Origin of the sequence: Mycobacterium lentiflavum, assembly GCF_022374895.2 — a bacterium.
Lineage (GTDB): Bacteria > Actinomycetota > Actinomycetes > Mycobacteriales > Mycobacteriaceae > Mycobacterium > Mycobacterium lentiflavum.
Genome location: NZ_CP092423.2, coordinates 1 through 23,351, shown reverse-complemented (window position 1 = coordinate 23,351; position 23,351 = coordinate 1). Strand labels below are relative to the sequence as shown.

General features: G+C 65.2%; 19 protein-coding genes and 2 tRNA genes. 8 read left to right on the top strand and 13 right to left on the bottom strand.

The features are described 5' to 3' along the window. Nucleotides 1-49: 49 nt before the first annotated feature. Genes MJO58_RS00105 through pknB form a run of 5 tightly spaced genes read left to right on the top strand, consistent with a single transcriptional unit; the run spans nt 50 to nt 7,629 of the window. The gene (locus tag MJO58_RS00105) at nt 50-1,564 is read left to right on the top strand and encodes a PP2C family protein-serine/threonine phosphatase (RefSeq protein WP_239721593.1); all 1,515 of its coding nucleotides are present in this window, start codon (nt 50-52) and stop codon (nt 1,562-1,564) included. Beyond that, nucleotides 1,561-2,970: an FtsW/RodA/SpoVE family cell cycle protein gene (locus tag MJO58_RS00100; RefSeq protein WP_139043360.1), complete on the top strand. Its 1,410-nt coding sequence runs from the start codon at nt 1,561-1,563 to the stop codon at nt 2,968-2,970. The genes MJO58_RS00105 and MJO58_RS00100 overlap by 4 nt, the downstream gene beginning before the upstream one ends. Then, a complete protein-coding gene (pbpA, locus tag MJO58_RS00095; RefSeq protein WP_239721591.1) occupies nt 2,967-4,445 on the top strand; it encodes a D,D-transpeptidase PbpA in 1,479 nt (492 codons plus the stop codon). The genes MJO58_RS00100 and pbpA overlap by 4 nt, the downstream gene beginning before the upstream one ends. Further along, nucleotides 4,442-5,752: a serine/threonine-protein kinase gene (locus MJO58_RS00090; RefSeq protein WP_239721590.1), complete on the top strand. Its 1,311-nt coding sequence runs from the start codon at nt 4,442-4,444 to the stop codon at nt 5,750-5,752. The genes pbpA and MJO58_RS00090 overlap by 4 nt, the downstream gene beginning before the upstream one ends. Then, nucleotides 5,749-7,629: a Stk1 family PASTA domain-containing Ser/Thr kinase gene (gene pknB / locus MJO58_RS00085; protein ID WP_090598009.1), complete on the top strand. Its 1,881-nt coding sequence runs from the start codon at nt 5,749-5,751 to the stop codon at nt 7,627-7,629. Before MJO58_RS00090 ends, pknB begins: the two co-directional genes overlap by 4 nt. Here pknB and MJO58_RS00080 read toward each other — a convergent pair. Together MJO58_RS00080 and MJO58_RS00075 are read right to left on the bottom strand one after the other, a co-directional pair. Next, nucleotides 7,607-8,305, bottom strand: coding sequence for an aminodeoxychorismate/anthranilate synthase component II (locus tag MJO58_RS00080; RefSeq protein WP_090598007.1), 699 nt, complete (start codon nt 8,303-8,305; stop codon nt 7,607-7,609). The two genes, pknB and MJO58_RS00080, sit on opposite strands and share 23 nt — an antisense overlap. 49 nt (nt 8,306-8,354) lie before the next feature. Beyond that, nucleotides 8,355-9,098, bottom strand: coding sequence for a DUF881 domain-containing protein (locus tag MJO58_RS00075; RefSeq protein ID WP_239721589.1), 744 nt, complete (start codon nt 9,096-9,098; stop codon nt 8,355-8,357). Between the two features lie 118 nt (nt 9,099-9,216). Between MJO58_RS00075 and crgA the strand changes: the two genes are divergently transcribed. Then, a complete protein-coding gene (gene crgA, locus MJO58_RS00070) occupies nt 9,217-9,498 on the top strand; it encodes a cell division protein CrgA (RefSeq protein WP_090598002.1) in 282 nt (93 codons plus the stop codon). A gap of 155 nt (nt 9,499-9,653) precedes the next feature. Then, nucleotides 9,654-10,088, top strand: coding sequence for a PH domain-containing protein (locus MJO58_RS00065; RefSeq protein WP_090598000.1), 435 nt, complete (start codon nt 9,654-9,656; stop codon nt 10,086-10,088). Nucleotides 10,089-10,099: 11 nt separating this feature from the next. Here MJO58_RS00065 and MJO58_RS00060 read toward each other — a convergent pair whose 3' ends face one another. Further along, nucleotides 10,100-10,648, bottom strand: coding sequence for a peptidylprolyl isomerase (locus tag MJO58_RS00060; protein WP_090597998.1), 549 nt, complete (start codon nt 10,646-10,648; stop codon nt 10,100-10,102). A 149-nt stretch (nt 10,649-10,797) separates the two neighbouring features. Between MJO58_RS00060 and cwsA the strand changes: the two genes are divergently transcribed. Further along, the gene (gene cwsA / locus MJO58_RS00055; protein WP_239721587.1) at nt 10,798-11,232 is read left to right on the top strand and encodes a cell wall synthesis protein CwsA; all 435 of its coding nucleotides are present in this window, start codon (nt 10,798-10,800) and stop codon (nt 11,230-11,232) included. A 325-nt stretch (nt 11,233-11,557) separates the two neighbouring features. On the opposite strand, the gene MJO58_RS00050 is transcribed toward cwsA, so the two are convergent. From MJO58_RS00050 to dnaA, 10 genes are all read right to left on the bottom strand, one after another. Then, nucleotides 11,558-11,872, bottom strand: coding sequence for a CDGP domain-containing protein (locus MJO58_RS00050; protein WP_090597994.1), 315 nt, complete (start codon nt 11,870-11,872; stop codon nt 11,558-11,560). 272 nt (nt 11,873-12,144) lie between these two features. Next, nucleotides 12,145-12,217, bottom strand: a tRNA-Ala gene (locus MJO58_RS00045). A 139-nt stretch (nt 12,218-12,356) separates the two neighbouring features. Then, nucleotides 12,357-12,430 (bottom strand) — tRNA-Ile (locus tag MJO58_RS00040). A 61-nt stretch (nt 12,431-12,491) separates the two neighbouring features. Beyond that, nucleotides 12,492-13,364: a DUF3566 domain-containing protein gene (locus MJO58_RS00035; protein WP_090597992.1), complete on the bottom strand. Its 873-nt coding sequence runs from the start codon at nt 13,362-13,364 to the stop codon at nt 12,492-12,494. Between the two features lie 123 nt (nt 13,365-13,487). Further along, nucleotides 13,488-16,007, bottom strand: coding sequence for a DNA gyrase subunit A (gene gyrA, locus MJO58_RS00030; RefSeq protein WP_239721586.1), 2,520 nt, complete (start codon nt 16,005-16,007; stop codon nt 13,488-13,490). 52 nt (nt 16,008-16,059) lie between these two features. Further along, on the bottom strand, nt 16,060-18,093 hold the full coding sequence (gyrB, locus tag MJO58_RS00025; protein ID WP_090597987.1) for a DNA topoisomerase (ATP-hydrolyzing) subunit B: 2,034 nt from the start codon (nt 18,091-18,093) through the stop codon (nt 16,060-16,062). A 267-nt stretch (nt 18,094-18,360) separates the two neighbouring features. Then, nucleotides 18,361-18,927 (bottom strand): DUF721 family protein, encoded by a 567-nt coding sequence (locus MJO58_RS00020; protein ID WP_090597985.1) that lies wholly within the window; start codon nt 18,925-18,927, stop codon nt 18,361-18,363. Beyond that, the gene (gene recF / locus MJO58_RS00015; RefSeq protein WP_239721585.1) at nt 18,924-20,090 is read right to left on the bottom strand and encodes a DNA replication/repair protein RecF; all 1,167 of its coding nucleotides are present in this window, start codon (nt 20,088-20,090) and stop codon (nt 18,924-18,926) included. The genes MJO58_RS00020 and recF overlap by 4 nt, the downstream gene beginning before the upstream one ends. Next, a complete protein-coding gene (gene dnaN, locus MJO58_RS00010) occupies nt 20,091-21,290 on the bottom strand; it encodes a DNA polymerase III subunit beta (RefSeq protein WP_090597981.1) in 1,200 nt (399 codons plus the stop codon). It lies immediately after the preceding gene. Between the two features lie 537 nt (nt 21,291-21,827). Further along, complete coding sequence (gene dnaA, locus MJO58_RS00005) at nt 21,828-23,351, bottom strand: chromosomal replication initiator protein DnaA (protein ID WP_090597979.1); 1,524 nt, start codon at nt 23,349-23,351, stop codon at nt 21,828-21,830.

Genomic DNA, 23,351 nt, shown 5'->3' with positions numbered 1-23,351 from the left:
CAGCCGGGAGCGTGGGCGCACCTCCCGCTAGCGGGGGAGAGTTTCGCCGGTGAGCTTGGTCCTGCGATATGCCGCGCGCAGCGATCGCGGCCTGGTACGCGCCAATAACGAAGACTCGGTCTACGCCGGCGCTCGCCTTCTGGCCCTGGCCGACGGCATGGGCGGCCACGCCGCCGGCGAGGTCGCGTCCCAGTTGGTGATCGCCGCGTTGGCTCACCTCGACGATGACGAACCCGGTGGCGACCTGCTCGCCAAGCTCGATGCGGCGGTGCGCGCGGGCAATTCGGCCATCGCCGCACAAGTAGAGATGGAGCCCGACCTCGAAGGGATGGGCACCACGCTGACCGCAATCCTGTTCGCGGGCAACCGTCTTGGATTGGTGCACATCGGAGACTCGCGCGGGTATCTGCTTCGCGACGGCGAGCTGGCCCAGATCACCAAGGACGACACCTTCGTCCAAACCCTGGTCGACGAAGGGCGAATCACCAAGGAAGAGGCGCACAGCCATCCGCAGCGATCGCTGATCATGCGAGCGCTGACCGGCCACGAGGTCGAGCCCACTTTGACGATGCGCGAAGCCCGCGCCGGTGACCGCTACCTGCTCTGCTCCGACGGGCTGTCCGATCCGGTCAGCGACGAGACCATCCACGAGGCGCTGCAGATTCCCGACGTCGCCGAAAGTGCTTACCGCCTCATCGAATTGGCGCTACGGGGCGGCGGTCCCGACAACGTGACGGTGGTGGTCGCCGATGTCGTCGACTACGACTACGGTCAGACCCAGCCGATTCTTGCCGGTGCGGTATCCGGCGAGGAGGACCAGCTGACGCTGCCCAACACCTCGGCGGGCCGGGCTTCCGCGATCGGTCCCCGCAAAGAGGCTGCCAAACGCGTTGTGCCGCAAGAGGAGCCAGCGCCCCGGCCACGATTTGCGTGGCGGCGGATGTTTATCGTCGTCACGCTGGTGGTATTGCTGGCACTCACCGGCCTGGCCATCGGGCGAGCCATCATCCGGAGCAACTACTACGTCGCCGAATACAACGGCATGGTCTCGATCATGAAGGGGATTCAAGGGTCACTGCTGGGCATGTCCCTGCAAGAACCCTATTTGGTGGGCTGTCTCAACGCACGCAACGACTTATCGATCATCAGCTTCAGCCAGTCCGGTGGCCACCTCGACTGCCGGCTCATGCAATTGCAGGATCTGCGCCCCGCCGCGCGCGCGCAAGTGTTGGCCGGGCTTCCGGCCGGGTCGCTCGATGAGGCCGAATCGCAGTTGAAGGAATTGTCGGCCAACAACCTCCTGCCGCCCTGCCCGCCGCCTCGCGCGACATCGCCACCCGGGTCACCGAGCCCGGCGACCAGCGGCACGACCCCGCCGAGCGCCCCCGCGCCCACCACCCCTTCCAGCGGCCCCCCACCCAGCAGCACAGCTCCGAGTACCGCCCCCGTCAGCACCCCTGCAGCACCACCCGCGACCCCGTCGCCCACGACCCCTTCCCCGACGGTGACTACGCTCCCGCCACCCCCACCTCAGCCGGGCATCGACTGCCGGGCGGCTGCATGACCACACAGGTCCAGCCGCCGGTCACGGTGACGCCGCCGCTGCGGACTCGGCGCAACTCCGAGTTCTTGCTGTTGTGCTTCGCCGCGGTCATCACCGTCGCCGCCTTGCTGATCGTCGACGCCAACCAGGAACGCGGCTTGCGCTGGGGTGTGGCCAGCTACGGACTGGCCTTCCTGGCCTTGTTCGGCGGCGCGCACCTGGCCATCCGGCGGTTCGCTCCCTACACCGATCCGCTCCTGTTACCAATTGTGGCGCTGCTCAACGGACTTGGCTTGGTCATGATCCACCGGCTCGACCTTGTCGGTAGCGAGCTCAGCGGTCGTCATCACCCGAGCGCAACCCAGCAGATGCTGTGGACTCTGGTCAGCGTTGCCGCGTTCGCGCTCGTCGTCACGTTCCTCAAAGACCACCGTCAGCTTGCCCGGTACGGCTACATCTTTGGGCTCACCGGTCTGGTCTTCTTGGCGATCCCCGCCCTCCTGCCGGCCTCGCTGTCCGAGCAGAACGGCGCCAAGATCTGGATTCGCTTGCCGGGCTTCTCAATTCAGCCCGCCGAGTTCTCCAAGATTCTGCTGCTGATCTTCTTCTCGGCGGTGCTGGTCGCCAAGCGCGGCCTGTTCACCAGCGTCGGCAAGCACCTGATGGGAATGACCCTGCCTCGCCCCCGAGACCTCGCCCCACTGTTGGCGGCGTGGGTGACCTCGATCGGTGTGATGGTCTTCGAAAAAGACCTCGGCACTTCGCTACTGCTGTATGCGTCGTTTCTGGTGGTCGTCTACCTGGCCACCCAGCGCTTCAGCTGGGTGATCATCGGGCTGGTGCTGTTCGCCGCGGGAAGCATTGTCGCGTACTTCATTTTCGCGCACGTACGGACTCGCGTGCAGATGTGGTGGGACCCGTTCTCCGACCCCGACGGCAGCGGCTACCAGATCGTGCAGTCGCTTTTCAGCTTTGCTACCGGGGGCATCTTCGGCACCGGTCTGGGCAACGGCCAGCCCGACACGGTTCCGGCCGCGTCCACCGATTTCATCATCGCCGCCTTCGGTGAGGAGCTTGGATTAGTGGGTCTGGCGGCCCTTCTCATGCTGTACACCATTGTGATCGTCCGGGGCATGCGCACGGCGATCGCGACCCGCGACAGCTTCGGCAAGCTGCTGGCGGCGGGCCTGGCGTCAACGCTGGCGATTCAGCTGTTTATCGTCGTCGGTGGTGTCACGCAGCTCATTCCGCTGACCGGACTGACAACGCCGTGGATGTCTTACGGCGGATCCTCACTGCTGGCCAACTATGTGCTGTTGGCCATCCTGGCGCGGATCTCGCACAGCGCCCGACGCCCGTTGCGATCCCGCACTCATGACACGTCGCCGATTGCGGCGGCCGGCACCGAGGTGATCCAGAAGGTATGAACACCTCTCTCCGCCGGATCTCAATGACCGTGATGGCGTTGATCGTGCTCCTCCTTCTCAACGCCACCATGACGCAGGTGTTCGCCGCTGACGGGCTGCGGGCCGACCCGCGCAATCAGCGCGTCCTGCTCGACGAGTACTCGCGTCAGCGCGGCCAGATCATTGCCGGCGGCCAGCTGCTGGCCTACTCGGTGGCCACCGACAGCCGGTTCCGTTTCCTGCGGGTGTACCCCAACCCCGCGGTGTATGCGCCGATCACCGGCTTCTATTCGCTGCGCTATTCCAGCTCCGGCCTGGAGCGCGCCGAGGACTCGCTGCTCAACGGTTCCGACGAGCGACTGTTCGGGCGGCGGCTGGCCGACTTCTTCACCGGCCGCGATCCCCGCGGCGGCAATGTCGACACCACGATCAACCCCCGGATGCAGCAGGCGGCATGGGACGGGATGCAGCAGGGTTGCGGCGGGCCGCCGTGCAAGGGAGCCGTGGTGGCCCTGGAGCCGTCCACCGGCAAAATTCTGGCCATGGTGTCCTCGCCGTCGTACGACCCCAACTTGCTGGCCTCGCACGACCCCGAGGTGCAGGCGCAGGCATGGCAGCGCCTGCGTGATGATCCGGACAACCCGCTCACCAACCGTGCGATCTCGGAGACCTACCCACCCGGGTCGACGTTCAAGGTGATCACTACCGCGGCGGCGCTGCAGGCCGGTGCCAAGGACGACGAGCAGCTGACCGCGGCGCCGACGATCCCGCTGCCTAACAGCACCGCGACGTTGGAGAACTACGGTGGCACGCCGTGCGGCGACCAACCGACCGTGTCCCTGAGCGAGGCCTTCGCCAAGTCGTGCAACACCGCATTTGTCCAGCTGGGCATCCTTACCGGGTCGGAGGCGCTGCGCAGCATGGCGCATTCGTTCGGACTGGACACCAGCCCGAGCGTGATTCCGCTTCAGGTCGCGGAATCGACGGTTGGGATAATCGCGGATGCCGCCGCTCTCGGGATGTCTAGCATCGGGCAGAAGGACGTGGCGCTGACCCCGCTGGAGAACGCGGAGATCGCCGCGACCATCGCGAACGACGGCGTGACGATGCAGCCTTACCTGGTCGAGAGCCTCAAGGGACCGGACTTGGCCAACATCAGCACGACTGCGCCCTATCAGCAGCGTCGCGCGGTATCGCCGCAGATCGCCGCTAAGCTGACAGAGCTCATGGTCGGTGCCGAGAAGGCTGCACAGCAGAAAGGGGCCATTCCCGGCGTGCAGATCGCATCCAAGACCGGTACCGCAGAGCATGGCGCCGACCCGCGCAACACTCCGCCGCACGCGTGGTACATCGCGTTCGCTCCCGCGCAGGCGCCGAAGGTTGCCGTGGCCGTGCTCGTGGAGAACGGTGCCGACCGCCTCTCTGCGACCGGCGGGGCGCTCGCGGCGCCGATCGGACGGGCCGTTATCCAGGCCGCACTGCAGGGGGGCCCATGAGCCCACGAGTTGGAGTGACGCTGTCGGGCAGGTACCGGCTGCAGCGCCTCATCGCCACCGGCGGCATGGGCCAGGTCTGGGAGGCGGTGGACAGCCGGCTGGGCCGGCGCGTGGCGGTCAAGGTCCTCAAGGCGGAGTTCTCTCAGGACCCCGAATTCATCGAGCGGTTCCGCGCCGAGGCGCGCACCACCGCGATGCTCAATCACCCCGGTATCGCCGCCGTGCACGACTACGGCGAAAGCCAGATGGACGGCGAGGGCCGCACCGCCTATCTGGTGATGGAGCTGGTCAACGGCGAGCCGCTGAACTCGGTCCTCAAGCGCACCGGCCGGCTGTCGCTGCGGCACGCACTGGACATGCTCGAGCAAACGGGCCGCGCGCTGCAGATCGCGCACGCCGCCGGATTGGTACACCGCGACGTCAAGCCCGGCAACATCCTGATTACCCCGACCGGCCAGGTGAAGATCACCGACTTCGGTATCGCCAAGGCCGTCGACGCCGCCCCGGTCACCCAAACCGGCATGGTGATGGGCACCGCTCAATACATCGCGCCCGAACAGGCGCTGGGCCATGACGCCACCCCCTCCAGCGATGTGTACTCCCTGGGAGTTGTTGGCTACGAAGTGGTTTCGGGCAAGCGGCCGTTCACCGGTGACGGCGCCCTGACGGTCGCGATGAAGCACATCAAGGAACCGCCGCCGCCGCTGCCGCCCGAGCTTCCGCCCAACGTGCGCGAACTCATTGAGATCACGCTGGTGAAGAACCCCGGCATGCGCTACCGCAGCGGCGGCCCGTTCGCCGACGCCGTCGCCGCGGTCCGCGCCGGGCGCCGTCCCCCGCGGCCCAGCCAGTCACCGCCGCCCGGACGGGCCTCGCCGGCGGCCATTCCGTCCAGCCCGCAGGCCCGCACGACCGCCGCGCCCAGCGCGCGGGGCGGTGCACCGAGCCGAGCGCGGCCGGTGACGAACAGTCGTCGTCCGCCGGCCCGTCGCACCTTTTCGTCGGGTCAGCGCGCGCTGCTGTGGGCGGCCGGGGTGCTGGGCGCGCTCGCCATCATCATCGCGGTGCTGATCGTCATCAATTCCCGCGGTGACACCCAGCAACAGCCTCCGCCTCCGACGGTCACCGACACCGGGACGCCGCCGGCGAGCAAGACCCCCAGCGGTTCCGGCCCCAGTTTGCGACTGGATTGGACGGATCGCGCCGCGATAAGTAATTCTGGATTCCACCGCAGGCCACCCGAACTGAGCTGGGCTACCCCCTCGACGCCCAGCCTGTCGACGGCCCGACACGAGACACCGCAATGACCACCCCTCAGCACCTGTCCGACCGTTACGAACTGGGCGACATCCTCGGTTTCGGCGGTATGTCGGAGGTTCACTTAGCCCGCGACGTCCGCTTGCACCGCGACGTCGCGGTGAAGGTGCTGCGCGCCGATCTGGCCCGCGATCCGAGCTTCTACCTACGCTTCCGTCGCGAGGCGCAAAACGCCGCGGCGCTCAATCACCCGGCGATCGTCGCCGTCTACGACACCGGCGAGGCCGAGACGCCCGCGGGTCCGTTGCCCTACATCGTGATGGAATACGTCGACGGCGTGACGCTGCGCGATATCGTGCACAACGACGGGCCCCTACCGCCACGCCGCGCGATCGAGATCATCGCCGACGCCTGCCAGGCCCTGAACTTCAGCCACCAGAACGGCATCATTCACCGCGACGTCAAGCCGGCGAACATCATGATCAGCACGACCAACGCGGTCAAGGTGATGGACTTCGGCATCGCGCGGGCCATCGCCGACAGCGGCAACAGCGTCACCCAGACCGCGGCCGTGATCGGCACCGCGCAGTACCTCTCGCCGGAGCAGGCCCGTGGCGATTCCGTCGACGCCCGCTCCGATGTCTATTCGCTGGGCTGTGTGCTTTACGAAATCCTTACCGGGGAGCCACCTTTCACCGGGGACTCACCGGTTTCGGTTGCCTACCAACATGTCCGGGAAGACCCGGTGCCGCCGTCGAAGCGGCACGCGGGTATTTCCCCCGACCTCGACGCCGTAGTGCTCAAGGCGTTGGCCAAGAATCCGGACAACCGTTATCAGACCGCGGCGGAGATGCGCGCCGACCTGGTCCGGGTGCACAACGGTGAGACACCCGAGGCACCCAGGGTATTCACCGACGCCGAGCGGACCTCGATGATGGCCTCGACCGGATCCGGCCACGGGGGTCCGCGCAGCGACCCGCTACCTCGCCAACGCCTCGCCGAGATCGACCCGGATCGGATGGGCGGTCCGATCGGTCGCTGGGTCGTGGCGGTCGCCGTGTTGGCGGTGCTCACGATTGTCGTCGTCATCGCGTTCAACACGTTCGGCGGCTCGACCCGCGACGTGCAAGTGCCCGACATGCGCGGGCAAGTGTCCGCCGATGCCGTTGCGGCCCTGCAGAATCGCGGCTTCAAGACCCGCACACTGCAGAAGCCCGATTCGTCGATCCCGCCCGACCATGTCATCAGCACCGACCCCGGCGCCAACGCGTCGGTAGCGGCCGGCGACGAGATCACGATTAACGTCTCGACCGGGCCCGAGCAGCGCGAAGTGCCCGACGTGTCCTCGATGAGTTACTCCGACGCGGTGAGCAAGCTGAAGGCCGCCGGGTTCACCAAGTTCAAACAGGCGAACTCGCCGTCGACCCCGGACCTACTGGGCAAGGTGATCGGCACCAACCCGCCGGCCAACCAGACATCGGCGATCACCAACTTGATCACCGTGATCGTGGGCTCCGGACCGGAGACCAAGCAGGTTCCCGATGTCGCGGGTCAGACCATCGACATCGCGCAGAAGAACCTCACGGTCTACGGCTTCACCAAGCTCACCCAGACATCGGTGGACAGCCCGCGGCCGGCCGGCGAGGTGATCGGGACCAATCCACCCAAGGGGCAGACGGTTCCGGTGGACTCGATCATCGAGCTGCAGGTGTCCAAGGGCAATCAGTTCCTGATGCCCGACCTGACCGGCATGTTCTGGACCGACGCCGAACCACGGCTACGCGCACTGGGCTGGACCGGAGTCCTGGACAAGGGCGCCGACGTCGACGCCGGCAGCTCTCAGTCCCACAAGGTGGTGTATCAGAACCCGCCCGCCGGCGCCGGAGTCAACCGGGACGGCATCATCACGCTGAAGTTCGGTCAGTAGCCGCCGGTTCGGCCGGGAAATACGGCCGCACCGCGGACCGGACCTCGTTCTCCAGCCGGCGGATCAGGGTGTCGTCGCGTGACCACCCGCAATAGGCCAGCCAGTTGGCCAGCATCCGGTGACCGCCCTCGGTGAGGATCGACTCCGGATGGAACTGCACACCGTGGATCGGCAGCTCGGTATGGCGCACTGCCATGATGACCCCGCTGCGAGTCTGGGCAGTCACCTCGAGCACTGGCGGCAACGATTCGGGCAGGATCGTCAGCGAGTGGTAGCGGGTCGCGGTGAAGGGATCCGGAAGGCCTTGCAGCACACCGACATTGGTGTGGTGGACACTGCTGGTTTTGCCGTGTAGCAATTCGGGCGCACGGTCGACGATGGCGCCGAACGCGACGCCGATGGCTTGGTGCCCGAGGCAGACGCCTAGCAGCGGGGTGGCCGCCGCGGCACACGCGCGGACCAGGTCGATCGACGCACCGGCACGTTCCGGGGTGCCCGGCCCGGGGCTGAGCAGCACACCGTCGAATCGCGCGGCGATGGCGCCGTGGCCGTCCGGTGGGTCGGAGAGCCTGGCGTCGTCGTTGCGCCATACGTCAGCCTCGACTCCGAGTTGCCCCAAGTACTGCACGAGGTTGAACACGAAGCTGTCGTAGTTGTCGACAACCAGGATGCGCATCGTGTCAGGCTACCGCCCTGCCGACCACTGGTCAGTGCTCAGTCGGCCTTCAGTAGCCGACCGGACCGGCCGGCTGCGCGAAATGCATCCGGACCGGTTCGGTGTGGCCGACGATCTGCACGTCGGGCTTGACGTCCTCGTGGTAGCCGAGCCCGAACCGGACGACGTACTGCTTATAGAGAGTCACCAGGGGAGCGGCGGCCAGGGCCGCCTGCATGGCCGCGGCATTACCGATCGCGGTGACAGTGTAGGGCGGGCTGTAGGTGCGGCCGTTGAGCAGCAGCGTGTTGCCGACGCAGCGCGGCACCGACGACGCGATGATCCGTTGATCCTGCATCTGGATCGCCTCCGCGCCGGCGCTCCACAGGGCGTTGAGGACGGCCTGGATGTCTTGCTGGTGCACCACCAGGTCGTCGGGGGAGGCATCGCGCGGGAAGCGGCCGTTGGCGTCGCGCTGGGCGTCATCGAGCGTCACCTCCAGGCCGGGCCCATGCACCGGGGTCATGTCCGCCTCAGCCGCCAGCTCCGCCGAACGGCGCAGCATGGCCGCCAATGCGGCATCGGAAGACCGTAGATGCGTCGAGTCGATCTTGCCTTCCAGCTCGTCGCGTTCGGCCTTGAGTCGATTCACCGAGGCCTGGGTCTCCCGCACCAAGTCCACCAGCCGGGGTGCATCACTGCGGCGGATCTCGGCGCCACCGGACACCCCGTGGGTGGCCGCCAGCAATAGTCCGGCCAGCAGGCAAACCAATGGGACACCGAAGCGCCATGGTGACCGGCCGGTCTGGATCATCGAGTCTCCGATTTCCTGGTCGGGGGGCCAGGTGGGTTAATCTCGTAGCCAAGTCCTGCGTGTAGCTACAACCGCTATCGTTGCACCCCGTCCCGCTCGCCGTGATCCCGAGGTAATCATGCCCAAGTCCAAAGTCCGCAAGAAGAACGACTTCACCGTCAGCGCGGTCAGCCGGACGCCGGTGAAAGTGAAGGTCGGACCGTCCAGCGTGTGGTTCGTCGCGCTGTTCGTGAGTCTGATGCTGATCGGTTTGGTTTGGCTGATGGTGTTCCAGTTGGCCGCCGTCGGAAGCCAGGCGCCGACCGCCCTCAACTGGATGGCGCATCTTGGCCCGTGGAACTACGCGATCGCGTTCGCTTTCATGATCACCGGGTTGTTGCTCACGATGCGCTGGCACTAACCAAGATCAAACACCGAATGAATTCATCTTGGGCTCGGTCCGGGGCTCAGCCAGCAACCTTGTGAGTACCCAATCACACGCGTGTGATTTATCCCCACTGTTGATAGCTGATGTGGATAACTGCATCGGCAGTGGTGGGAGGGGTTAAGCACGGCATGCAGCAAACACGATGGGAGCCGCGCACGGCGGGAGTCGCTGGTTGTGGCCTCGGGGGGCTGCTCATGGCTATCGCGAGTGTGACCGTGGTCACAGACCTGCCCGGCCGCGTCATGGTGGGGATTGCCGGGGCGGGTCTGCTCTTGTTTGCGGGCGCAACGTGGCGCGCACGCCCAAAGCTGGCAATTACCCCCGCCGGTTTGGTGATTCGGGGATGGTTCCGAACGCAGGTATTGCGGCGCTCCGACATCAAGATCATTCGGATCACGGAGTTCCGCCGGATGGGACGCAAGGTGCGCTTCCTCGAAGTGGAAGCGGCGGACGACAGCCTGGTGCTGTTTTCCCGCTGGGACCTCGGTACCGAGCCGTTGGACGTGCTCGACGCGCTTACCGACGCCGGCTACGCCGGTCGCAGCGGTGCCCCGCCGGCGTAGCGAGAAGCGGTCTAAGAGATCGTGATCGACTCGATGACGACCGGTTCGGTCGGACGGTCGTTGCCGTCGGTCGACGTCGCCGCGATCGCGTCGACAACCTTCTGCGACTCGGGCTCGGTCACCTCGCCGAAGATGGTGTGGCGCCGGTTCAGGTGCGGCGTCTGTCCGACGGTGATGAAGAACTGCGAGCCGTTGGTGCCCGGGCCGGCGTTGGCCATCGCCAGCAGGTAGGGCTTGTCGAACTGCAGCTCGGGGTGGAACTCGTCGGCGAACTGGTAGCCCGGGCCGCCACGGCCGGTACCGGTCGGGTCGCCGCCCTGGATCATGAAGCCCTGGATCACTCTGTGAAAGACCGCGCCATCGTAGAACGGACCGGAAGGACTGCCCGACGCGTTTTGGGTCGAGTACTCCTTGGTGCCCTGCGCCAGGCCAACGAAGTTGGCGACGGTCTTGGGGGCATGGTTTCCAAACAGGGCGATCTTGATGTCGCCGCGGTTGGTGTGCAGTGTGGCAGTGGCGGTCTGATACGGGCTGTTGGTCACGACACCAGAGTCTGCCATTCCCCACAGACCCGCCCGCACCGGGTATCGCTCGGCGCAGCCTGGGGCAGCTCGGGGCCGAAAATCCCGCCGCCACGCGGCAATAGGAGCGCCGGTGTTTTCTTGGTGGCAGTCTGTAGGTTCCACGACCCGGCATGGAAAGGCGGCAGATGAACGCGAAGGCGGAATCCCAGCTGACCCCTAGGCAGCGACTGTCCCGGGGCCTGGCTTACTCGGCAATAGGGCCGGTGGACGTCGCGCGCGGTGCCATTGGTTTGGGGGCGCACTCCGTGCAGTCGACGGCATCGGAGTTGCACCGCCGCTACCGCGAGGGCCAGCTGGCTCGCGACATCGCCGCGGCGCAGGAAACCCTTGCGCAGGAACTGGCCGCCGCGCAGGAGGTGGTTTCGAGCCTGCCGGAGGCACTGCAGAGCGCGCGCAAATCCCAACGCCGCCGGGGCAAGCGGCCCTTGCTGATCGCGGGCGTCGCCGTCGTGGTGCTGGCCGGCGGTGCGGCCGCATTCAGCATCGTCCGGCGCTCAGTGAATCGCGACAGCCCGGAGTCGCCGCGCCCCCCTAGTGTGGATGTGCAACCGCGCCCCTAGCGTGTCTTCGCCGTAGGGGCGAATATTCACCAATTGCACTGTCTGCGTTCGCCGTCCGTTGCGACAGGCTATCTGGCTAACCATCGTTGTCAGATTTACCGTTTCGCGCAGGGGGTCGAAATGAACGGAGCTGTCAATATGTCTCGTCGAACCATGAAGGCCATCGCGGGTGCGATCCTGATCGGCGCCGTGATGTCGGTGACCGCGACTGGGTGCGCCGACGCGCCCGCGCCGACGCAAATTACGACGCAGTAGGACCGGGCCGGATCAATCAAAAGGCGGTACCGCGATACGGATGCGGTACCGCCTTTTGATGTCCTCGGACTTAGTCGTCGATGTGGTTCGGCGGCTGCCCAAGCGGGACCGGCTGCGCGGGGTCAACCGGATAGCATTCGGGCGGCGGCGTCACGTCCTCGATCACGCCCCGACCGCCGTAGACCGGGTAGCTGGGGCCCTGGTGGCACCGCTCGAAGATCCCGTTCGGGCCTACCGGCTTATCGCAGTAAGACTCGCCCGGGATGAGGGTGCCCTGACAACCCGCCGACGCGGGCGGAGCCATTGCGATGCCAATTCCAATTCCGCTGACTGTTAGTGCCACTCCCAGCGCCGCGGTTCCGGCGACGCGCGCTGATTTCATCATGAGCCGCACGATACAGCCAATACCGCCCGGTGACTTACCCGGACGGGTGAGTTTACCTGTCCGTAGCAAATGCACGAGAACCCGACGCCCACCCGGACAAAAGGCCAACGTGTTTGGGGGAGTCGGCAATTCGATATCGCGTTCCGTCCTCCGAAATCCACCCCGCGACCACACCAGAACCGCACGACAGTAGTTCAGCTGCTAGCCGAACGCCATTTCAATTTCGGGCACCCCGCGGAATACGACTACCAGGCGAACACAATTTGAATTTGTGGAGCCTAGGGGAATCGAACCCCTGACACCTGCCTTGCAAAGGCAGTGCTCTACCAACTGAGCTAAGGCCCCTCACCAACGGGTGTGGGATCGACTACCGCCACGTGCCAGACCTCGACCCCGCGCCGTGACCGCAGTACCGCCGCCACCAGAGCAATCAGTGCCAACGGCAATGCAAGTCTCACACAACGTCTTGACGGGCACATGGTTGTGGGCCTAGGAGGACTCGAACCTCCGACCTCTTCGTTATCAGCGAAGCGCTCTAACCGCCTGAGCTATAGGCCCGTACACGCGTACGGCCGAGCGACGAGATTACCGCAATCGCCGCCCCACCCCAAAACCCGCACTAATCCCGGTCCGCCAACGTCACTTCGACGCCACCGATCAGATCGGTCGTCAAGTTGTAGATGAACGCACCGATCGTGGCCATCGCCGTCAGCAAGACGATGTTGACCAAGCCGATCAGCACGGCGCCGCCGAAGATCGTCCCGCTCGAGACCAGCTCGCCGCTGCTGCCGCTGGTGTTGTTCAGCAGGTCACCGACGTTGCTGTTGAGCTTGGCCCACACACCCATGCCGCCGAGCACAAGGTAGAGGAACGCCACGGCGATCATCCACACGAAGAACAGCGCCACCGAAAGCATCAGAGACACCTTCAAGGTGCTCCAAGGATCGATCCGGCGGATCTGCATGCTGGCCCGGACCGGGCCCCCGCGGCGCCGCGACACCTGAACCAGGCTGTCCCGGTTCTCCCGCGATTCCGTACTCGTCGATCGCCCCGAGCCGGCCGGCTGCGACGACTCGCGCTCCGGTGTGGTGCTGCGCTGCGATCCGCGGGAAATCCCACCGGACAGGTCCGGCAATTCGCTGGCATAGGCCTCGTGCGTCGGCCCGTCACCACGGCTCGGCGCATCGAAGTCGTCCCGGCGCGACGGGGCTGGCCCCGCCGCGTTGCCGCCGGAAATGAAGCGGTTCACGCGGGCGGCCACGCCGGAAGGCGGGCCCGGTGGCCGCGACTCCGCCGACGGTTCGCTCGGACGATTTCCGGGATTGGCGGCCCGGGCTGCCCCGCGCTGCCACGGCGGCGAATCCCCGCCCTCCTGGGCCCGGCCCGCCTGGGCAGGCGTTCCGCGCGGGTGCGCACCGGCACGCTCGGCCGAAACGTCCCCGTTCTGGCTGTCGCCCTTCTTGGGGGCACCCGGCTCGCTCGGTGAGGTCACCCCGACTCCTTACCTCTGCTGCCTGGGCCGCCGATCGGTGGCCCCCGCATTGTCTCTGGTCGGGCTGAGTCTAATTGCCCGTGCCCGGTGGCAGTCTTTTGGCGGGCGACTGCCTCACCCGAACTAGCTCTGCGACTCGCCGGCGCCGTCGACTTCCTCAATGTCGTCCTCCGCGCTTTCCTCGGCGTTGCGCGCAATGGCCAACAGCGTGTTGTCCTGACCCAGGTTCATCAACCGCACGCCCTTGGTCTGCCGTCCGGCCTTGCGGACCTGGCGCGCCGTGGTGCGGATGACGCCGCCGCCCGAGGTGATCGCATACAACTCGCTGTCGTCGTCGACGATCAACGCCCCCACCAGCCTGCCACGCCGGACGTCGTACTGGACCGTCAGGACCCCCTTGCCGCCGCGGCCCTGCACCGGGTATTCCTCGATCGCGGTGCGCTTGGCGTAGCCGCCGGACGTGGCGACCAGCAGATAAGTGTCTTCACGAATCACGTTGAGCGACAGCAGATAGTCGTCCTCGTTGAAGCGCATGCCCTGCACGCCGGAGGTGGCTCGGCCCATCGGCCGCAGCGCCTCGTCGGTGGCCGAGAAGCGGATCGACTGACCCAGCGCCGAAACCAGCAGCAGGTCTTCCTGCGCCGAGCAGAGCACGGCACCGACCAGCTCGTCGCCGTCGCGCAGGTTCACGGCGACGATCCCGCCCGACCGGTTGGAGTCGAAGTCGGTCAGCTTCGTCTTTTTGACCAGGCCATTACGGGTGGCCAGCACCAGGTACGGCGCATCCTCGTAGCCCTTGATCTGAATCACCTGGGCGATGCGTTCCTCGGGCTGGAATGCCAGCAGGTTGGCGACGTGCTGACCGCGCGCGGTCCGCGCTGCCTCCGGCAGTTCGTAGGCCTTGGCCCGATACACCCGGCCCTGGGTGGTGAAGAACAGGATCCAGTCGTGTGTCGAGGACACGAAGAAGTGCGCGACGATGTCGTCCTGCTTGAGCCCAGCGCCCTGCACACCCTTGCCGCCGCGCTTTTGGCTGCGGTACAGGTCGGTCTTGGTGCGCTTGGCGTATCCGGTCTCGGTGATGGTGACGACGACGTCTTCGCGGGCGATCAGATCCTCGTCGTTGACATCGCCATCGGCCGCGATGATCCGGGTGCGACGGTCGTCGCCGTGCTTCTCGACGATCTCGGCGAGCTCGTCGTGCACGATCGCGCGCTGCCGCTCCGGCTTGGCCAGGATGTCTTCCAGGTCGGCGATCTCGGCTTCGATCTTGGCCAGATCGTCAACGATGCGCTGGCGTTCCAGGGCGGCCAGCCGGCGCAGCTGCATGTCCAGGATGGCCTGGGCCTGGATTTCGTCGATATCCAGCAGCTCGATCAACCCGGTCCGAGCGATGTCGACGGTTTCCGACGCACGGATCAGGGCGATGACCTCGTCAAGTGCGTCGAGCGCTTTGACCAGACCGCGCAAGATGTGTGCGCGTTCGTTGGCCTTGCGCAGCCGGTAGGTGGTGCGCCGGATGATGACATCGAGCTGATGCTCGACGTAGTAGCGGATCATCTGGTCGAGGCGCAGCGTGCGGGGCACCCCGTCGACGATCGACAACATGTTAGCGCCGAAGCTGGTCTGCAGTTGGGTGTGCTTGTAGAGGTTGTTCAGCACCACCTTGGCTACCGCGTCGCGCTTGATCTCGACGACGATGCGCAGGCCGACCCGGTCGCTGGACTGGTCCTCGATGTTGGCGATGCCGGTGAGCCGGCCGTCGCGCACCTGCTCGGCGATCGAGGTGATGAAGTTGTCGTGGTTGACCTGGTAGGGCAACTCGGTGATGACGATCGAGGTGCGTCCGCGCGAATCTTCCTCTACCTCAACGACTCCACGCATCCGGATCGAGCCGCGGCCCGTCGTGTAGGCGTCGTTGATCCCCTGTGATCCGACGATCAGACCGTGGGTGGGGAAGTCCGGGCCCTTTACCCGCTCGCAGACCGCCGCGAGGGTGGCTTCTTCGTCGGCCTCATGATTATCCAGGCACCAGTAAACGGCTTCGGCGAGTTCACGCAAGTTGTGCGGCGGGATGTTGGTCGCCATGCCGACCGCGATACCACCCGAACCGTTGGCCAGCAGGTTGGGGAAGCGGCTGGGCAGAACCGTCGGCTCTTGCACCCGGCCGTCATAGTTGGGAATGAAATCGACTGTCTCCTCGTCGATTTCGCGCAACATCTCCATCGCGAGCGGAGTCAGCCGGGCCTCGGTGTACCGCATCGCCGCTGGCGGGTCGTTGCCCGGGGAACCGAAGTTGCCCTGACCGTCGACCAACGGGTACCGCAGCGACCACGGCTGGGCCATCCGCACCAGGGTGTCGTAGATCGACGAGTCGCCGTGCGGATGGTAGTTGCCCATCGTCTCGGCAACCGAGCGTGCGGATTTCGCGTGCCCGCGGTCCGGCCGGAAGCCGGAGTCGAACATCGCATAGAGCACCCGGCGATGCACCGGCTTGAGGCCGTCGCGCACTTCCGGAAGCGCACGACCCACGATCACGCTCATGGCGTAGTCGATGTAGCTGCGCTGCATCTCGTGCTGGATGTCCACCGGTTCGATGCGGTCGCCGGTTGCGTCGCTCGGCGGCAAAGTGGTGTCAGTCATCTGTTCCTCGTCGGTCGGTCAGCGGTGGCTGGTCTGAGGCGGGTCTGATCACTCAGACATCCAGGAAGCGAACGTCCTTGGCATTGCGGGTAATAAAGCTTCGCCTAGCCTCGACGTCTTCGCCCATCAAGATGGAGAACAGCTCGTCGGCCGCGGCCGCATCGTCGAGCGTGATCTGACGCAAAACCCGGACCGAGGGGTCCATCGTGGTCTCCCACAGCTCCTTGGCATCCATTTCGCCGAGACCTTTGTAACGCTGAATACCGTCCTCGGCGTTGATCTTTCGGCCCGCCGCCCGGCCCGCCTCCAGCAGGCCGTCGCGCTCGCGGTCCGAGTAGGCAAACTCCGGTTCGCTGCGCTGCCACTTCAGCTTGTACAGCGGCGGCTGCGCCAAGAACACGTGGCCGTGTTCGATCAGCGGGCGCATGAAGCGGAACAACAGCGTCAGCAACAACGTCGAAATGTGTTGGCCGTCAACGTCGGCATCGGCCATCAGCACGATCTTGTGGTAGCGCAGCTTGGTGATGTCAAACTCGTCGTGGATACCGGTGCCCAGCGCGGTGATGATCGCCTGGACTTCGGTGTTCTTCAGCACCCGGTCGATGCGGGCCTTTTCGACGTTGATGATCTTGCCGCGCAACGGGAGGATGGCCTGGAACATCGAGTCGCGGCCGCTCTTGGCCGAGCCGCCGGCCGAATCGCCCTCCACCACATACAGTTCCGATTTCTTCGGATCCGTGGAGCGGCAATCGGCCAGTTTACCGGGCAACCCACCCAGATCGGTGGCGCTCTTGCGGCGCACCAACTCCCGCGCCTTGCGCGCCGCGATGCGGGCCTGTGCCGATGACACCGCCTTATTCACAACGGTTTTCGCTTCGGAGGGGTTCGCTTCGAACCAATGCGTGAGCTGTTCGTTGCAGACCCGCTGCACGAACGACTTCACCTCGGTGTTGCCGAGTTTGGTTTTTGTCTGACCCTCGAACTGCGGCTCGCTGACTTTCACCGAGATCACCGCGGCCAGGCCTTCGCGGATGTCGTCGCCGGTGAGGTTGGCGTCTTTCTCTTTCAGCAGCTTCTTGTCTTTGGCGTACTTGTTGACCACCGAGGTCAGCGCACTGCGGAAGCCCTCCTCGTGGGTGCCGCCCTCGTGGGTGTTGATCGTGTTGGCGAAGGTGTGCACCGACTCGGAGTAGCCGCCGTTCCATTGCATGGCGATCTCGACCTCGTGGCCGGGACCCTTGCCGTCGAAATCGATGACGCTCTGCTGGATCGGGCTCTTCGTGCGGTTGATGTGCTTGACGAAATCGACGAGGCCGCCCGGATAGTGGAACGTCCGGTGCTTGACCTTGTGCGGGGCACTGGACTCGGCGGCTTTTTCCTCGGCGGATTTGGGTGCGTCCGCGGTGTCGCTGACCACGTCGTCGACGACCTCGTCGCGGGTCACGCGCTCGTCGGTGAGGTTGATCGTCAATCCCTTGTTGAGGAATGCCATTTCCTGCAGCCGGCGGGCCACGGTCTCGAAGTCGTAGTCAGTGGTTTCGAAGATGTCGGGGTCGGCCCAGAACCTGATCGTGGTTCCGGTCTTCTTGGTGGCCTCGCCCTGTTTGAGGGTTCCGGGTACCGCGCGGTCGTAGTGCTGCGACCACTCGTAGCCGTCGCGGGAGATCTCGACCTCGAGCCGCGTCGAAAGTGCGTTGACGACCGACACACCGACGCCGTGCAAACCACCACTGACGTTGTAACCGCTGTTCTCGCCACCGAACTTGCCGCCGGCGTGCAGCTGCGTCATCACCACGTCGACGGTCGGCGCCCCGGTCGAGTGCATGGCGACCGGAATGCCACGCCCGTCGTCGGCGACCTCGACGCTGCCGTCATCGAGGAGCCGCACGTCAACCTGGGTCGCGTAGCCGGCCATCGCTTCGTCGACCGAGTTGTCGACGACCTCCCAGACCAGGTGGTGCAGACCGCGCTCACCGGTGGACCCGATATACATGCCCGGGCGTTTACGGACGGCCTCCAGGCCTTCGAGCACGGTGATCGCTGAAGCGCCGTATTCGTCTTGCGCCTTCTTCTTCTGGGCAGCCACGGTCGGAATGCTCTCCTTGGGGTTTCATGCGGGCGGTTCGGTTCACCGCAGCAGTCGCATGCGTCCACTCTACCGTGATCGGGGGTCGGGACCGATTCTCTGGGCGCGTTTCTACCTATCTGGACGCGCCGTGTGCTCAATTTCTTTATTGACGGCGCGTCCGGACGTGCGTCATGGGGGTCCGTTTCGTTCTCGCGGATCTGAGGGGGCGAACGTTGACGCCTTGTCGAAGCATGCCGCCAACACCGGCGAACCCCCGCAATTGTGTCAGCCGTAGGTGTCGCGTGGGCCCCGCCCGGAGATGTGTCGGGGTCCCTTACGCCAGGACGGAGCGGCGGGTCCGGTGATTTTCAGCGATGTCACCACACCGTTGCCCACCGCCGCGGCGATCTTGGCCAACAACTGCGACTGGATCATCCGCAATTGGGTGGCCCAGGCGGTGGATTCGGCCGCCACGCTGAGTACGCCATCGCTGAGCGCGGTGGGTGTCGCGTGATCCGCGATTTGATGGCCCACGACCGCCGTCCAGTGACCGAGCACCGTGCCTTCGGCGACGCGACCCGACCAGCCGCGCTTTTTCGCGATATCGCGGACAACCCTTCCCATTGGTTGCGGGTCTCGAACATCGGGTCCCGGACCCGACCAGCTCCGCCGCTGCCCGGCAACCCGGCGCGGAACCGGATTGCTTCCGCGCCCGCGCCCGGCGTCCTTGCCCTGGGCCCGCGCCGCGGCGCGGGCTTCTTCGAGAGTGCGCCTTACCAAATCGATACCGTTGAGCCCGTTTGACGGTCCCGGCGGTTGTGCCGGTGCCGCGTCCGATTCGTCGTCGGTCATGGCTGCATCACCGAAACCCGGCCGCTGTCATCGTCTTGCAAGTCGATGTGCACCCGCCTAGCGTCCCAGCCTGCCGGGATATCTTCCAGTACCGCCGCGGTTACCAGTACTTGCTCGGCCGATTCCGCTACGGCGGCCAGCGCGCGGCGACGAGCCGCGTCGAGTTCGGCGAAGACATCGTCTAGTAAGAGCACCGGTTCGCTGCCGTCGGCGCGAAGTAACTCATACGCCGCCAGCCGCAGCGCGATCGCAAAAGACCACGATTCACCGTGGCTGGCAAAGCCTTTGGCCGGTTGATCGCCGAGACGAAGTTCCAAGTCGTCACGATGCGGGCCCACCAGGCACACGCCGCGTTCCAGCTCGGCGGTGCGGCGCGCCGCCAATGCGGCCAGTAGCGCGGCTTCTAGAAATTCGCGATCGGTGCCGCCGCTGTCTAGCGCGCCGGCGTTACCCAAACCGTCGATACTCGTTCGGTAATTGATGCCCGCCGACCGCGATGCCGGCGCCAGCAGTTGGTACGCCTTCTCCACTTCAGGGGCCAGCTCGTTCACCAGATCGATTCGCGCGGCCATCAATTCGGCTCCGTGCCCGGCCAATCGGCTGTCCCACACGTCGAGGGTGTCCAACGCGCTGGTGTCGCCGCGATGGCGGGATCCGGCCAGCGACTTCAACAGTGCGGTGCGCTGTCGCAGCACCTTGTCGTAATCCGCGCGCAGCGCGGCGACGGCCGGACGGCGCACGGTCGCCAGATCATCGAGATAGCGACGCCGGTCCGCGGGATCACCCCGGACCAGCGATAAATCCTCAGGAGCAAAGAGCACGGCGCGCAACACCCCGACCACCTCGCGGGTACTGCGCACCGGCGAGCGGTTCAACCGAGCCTTGTTCGCGCGTCCCGCGGCAATCTCCAAATCGATCGCGCATTCCCGACCCTCGTTGACCACAATCGTCGAAACCACCGCCCGATCGGCGCCCGACCGGATCAACGGCGCATCGGTTCCGACTCGGTGTGATCCCAAAGTGGTCGAATACCACAGTGCCTCAACCAAATTCGTCTTCCCAAAACCGTTGGGACCGACGAACACCGTCCGGCCCGCTTCGAGCTCGAGGTCGGCTTGTGCCCAGGACCGAAAATTACGCAGCCCCAAATGCCGGACGTACACCTATCCGGGCAACCGAACTGGCATCAGCAGGTAGACGTAATCCGTCGGCAACGCGGCGAACGGACCGGTACCCGTCGGATGGCTGTCGTCGTCGAATGCCGGACGCAGCAACGCCGGCTTGCCCGGGGTGGTGAAGCCGAACGACACCCGGTCGGCCTTCACCGAGCTGAGTCCATCGGTCAGGTAGGTCGGGTTGAATGCGATGGTCAGCGGGTCGCCGGAGAAATCGACCGCGAGCTCTTCCTCGGCGCGCCCGACATCGTCGGCGCCGGCCGAAAGCCGCAACTGGCCTTCGGCGAATTCCATGCGCACCTGTGCGCCCCGGTCGGCCACCAGCGCAACGAGCTTGATGGCCTCGGTCAGCTCGGCGACGTTGATCGTCGCGACCGCGGTGTGCTCGGCCGGCAGCAGCTGACGAAACTTCGGGAACTCCGCATCCAGCAGTCGCGTGGTGCTGCGCTTGCCGTTGCCGCTGATCCCGAGCAGCCCCTCTTTGCCGACTCCGCTGCCGGCACCCAATGACAACCGGACGTCGGAACCGTCCGTTCCGGTCTTGGCGGCTTCGGCCAGCGTCTTCGCCGGTACCAGGACGGCCGCCTCGATATCGGACGACAAGGCCGACCAGGTCAGCTCACGAACCGCCAGACGGAACCTGTCGGTCGCGGCCAAAACGACCGTCTCACCCGAGATCTCGACCCGGATGCCGGTCAACATCGGCAACGTGTCATCCCGGCCGGCGGCGATCGCGACCTGGCTGATCGCCTCGGCGAACAAATCCGACGGCAAACTCCCGGTCTCTTCGGGCAGCGTCGGCAGCGTCGGGTAATCCTCGACCGCCATCGTCGGCAACGAAAACTTCGCACTGCCGCACGTCAGCGCGACACGATTGCCGTCGGCGTAGAAGTCGATCGGCTTGTCCGGCAACGCCCTGGTGATATCGGATAACAGCCGTCCCGACACCAAAACACTTCCCGGAGAAGCGATTTCAGCAGGGATCTGTGCTTCCGCGGAAACTTCGTAATCGAACCCCGAGATCGTCAAGCCCTCATCCGAACCGGTCAGCAGCACGCCGGAAAGAACGGGGACCGCCGGCCGGCTCGGTAGATTCTTCGCGACCCACGACACCGCGTCGGCGAAAGATTCTCGGACCAGGCGAAACTTCAGATCGGTGAGACCAGCACTTGTCGTCGCCACGTCCATAGCGTCCCTTCACCTACCCAAAGTTCGAAATCCGGCGGCTAGCTTTGCTCCCCGCTAGCGTGGGGCCCGCAACGAACGCCGAGGCAAGTTACCTGCCAAGACGTCCGACAACGGGAGTCGAATCACAACCGTAGAGCTTCTGCGCCCATCTTGAAAGCTAATCGTTAAGGCCGACAAGCCGAGTCGACGAGAGGTCGGTGAGCGCTGTGCAGCGACGCGTCCCCAAGGCTGTTCTTCAAAGAAGAAACAACGGATAGATCTCAGTACCAGTATTAAGGCCTGTGCAAGATGGGGACAGGTCCGGTCCGGCGCAGCTAGCGGGTCGATCGGCTTGTGGATGACGGCGTTGGTAACTGTGCAGTCGATGTTGGGCCACTGGGGATGGGTCGGCGGTGTGCACGTCACCGCCGATTGCTGCACGGTGGTATGGGACGTTTGTACACAATGCTGCGCACATCGCTCAGCTGTGACTGGAGTTACAGACGTGCGGGAAGTTTTTTGAAAAAAGTTTGGCACGTGGCGGCGAAACCGCAGAAATCAGCGCTTGGAACGCTGACGGATGCGAGTGGTGAGTTCTTTGACGTGGTCGAACACTTCACGCCGCTCGGCCATCTCGGACAAGATCTTTCGCTGTGCGTACATGACCGTGGTGTGGTCGCGGCCGAACGCTTGGCCGATCTTGGGCAATGACAGATCGGTGAGCTCGCGGCACAGATACATTGCGATCTGGCGCGACTGAGCCAGGGCTCGGGTCTTCCCCGGACCGCGTAACTCCTCGACGGTGGTGTCGAAGTATTCGGCGGTGGCGGCCATGATGGTCGCCGCACTGATTTGCATCGTGCTCGCATCGGCGATCAGGTCGCGCAGCACGATCTCGGCCAATGACTTGTCGATCGGCGTCTTGTTCAGCGAGGCGAACGCGGTGACCCGGATCAGGGCTCCCTCGAGTTCGCGAATGTTGCGCTCGATGCTGCTGGCGATGAGTTCGAGGACATCGTCGGGGACCGCAAGTCGCTCCATCTGTGCTTTCTTGCGCAGAATCGCGATGCGGGTTTCCAGTTCCGGCGGCTGGACGTCGGTGATCAGGCCCCACTCGAACCTTGTTCGCAGGCGGTCTTCGAGAGTGGCGAGTTGTTTGGGCGGCCGGTCCGAGGAGATGACGATTTGCTTGTTGGCATTGTGCAAGGTGTTGAAGGTGTGGAAGAACTCTTCCTGGATACCTTCTTTGCCCTCGATGAACTGAATGTCGTCCACCAGCAGTACGTCGACGTCGCGGTAGCTGCGCTTGAACGCGACCTTGCGATCGTCGCGAAGCGAGTTGATGAAGTCGTTGGTGAATTCCTCGGTCGAGACGTACTTGACGCGCATACCGGGGAACAGTCGCTGCGCGTAATTGCCTGCGGCATGCAACAAGTGAGTCTTGCCGAGGCCGGATTCGCCCCAGATGAACAACGGGTTGTAGGCGCGCGCCGGCGCTTCGGCGATGGCCAGGGCCGCGGCATGCGCGAAGCGATTGGAGGCACCGATGACGAAAGTCTCGAAGGTGTAGCGCCGGTTGAGACTGGTGCCGCCGGCGGCCGCGGCCGCGTCGTTGCCGTGTGGACGTTCAGCGAAGTAGTTGGGCCAGTTTTGTTCGACGCCGATCGCGTCACCGTTTTCGTCGGCCTCGTCGGCGTCACTTGACGTTTCTAGGCCGATGTCCTCGGTGAAGGTGTCGCCCTGCGGGAAGGGCGGGTCGTCGGCGTCGTCGGAAGGCGGCGCGATGCGCACGCCGAGTTGAATCTGCTGACCGAGCCGGCGGCTGAGCGCATCGGTGATCGGGGTACGCAGATGGCGTTCGATTTCGTTTTGGACGAAACTGCTCGGCACCGACAACAGGGCGAAGCCCTCAACGATGGTCAGCGGTTGAACAAGATTCAGCCATGCGCGCTGCTGGGGAGTGAGCGGGGTGACAAGCGTCGTGTGATTACCGGCGGCGCCATCCGAGTCGGCCTCGCCGTTGAGCTCAGAGACGACCGCATTCCACACTGTCGTGAAACCAGAACCGGGGTCATCGGTCAA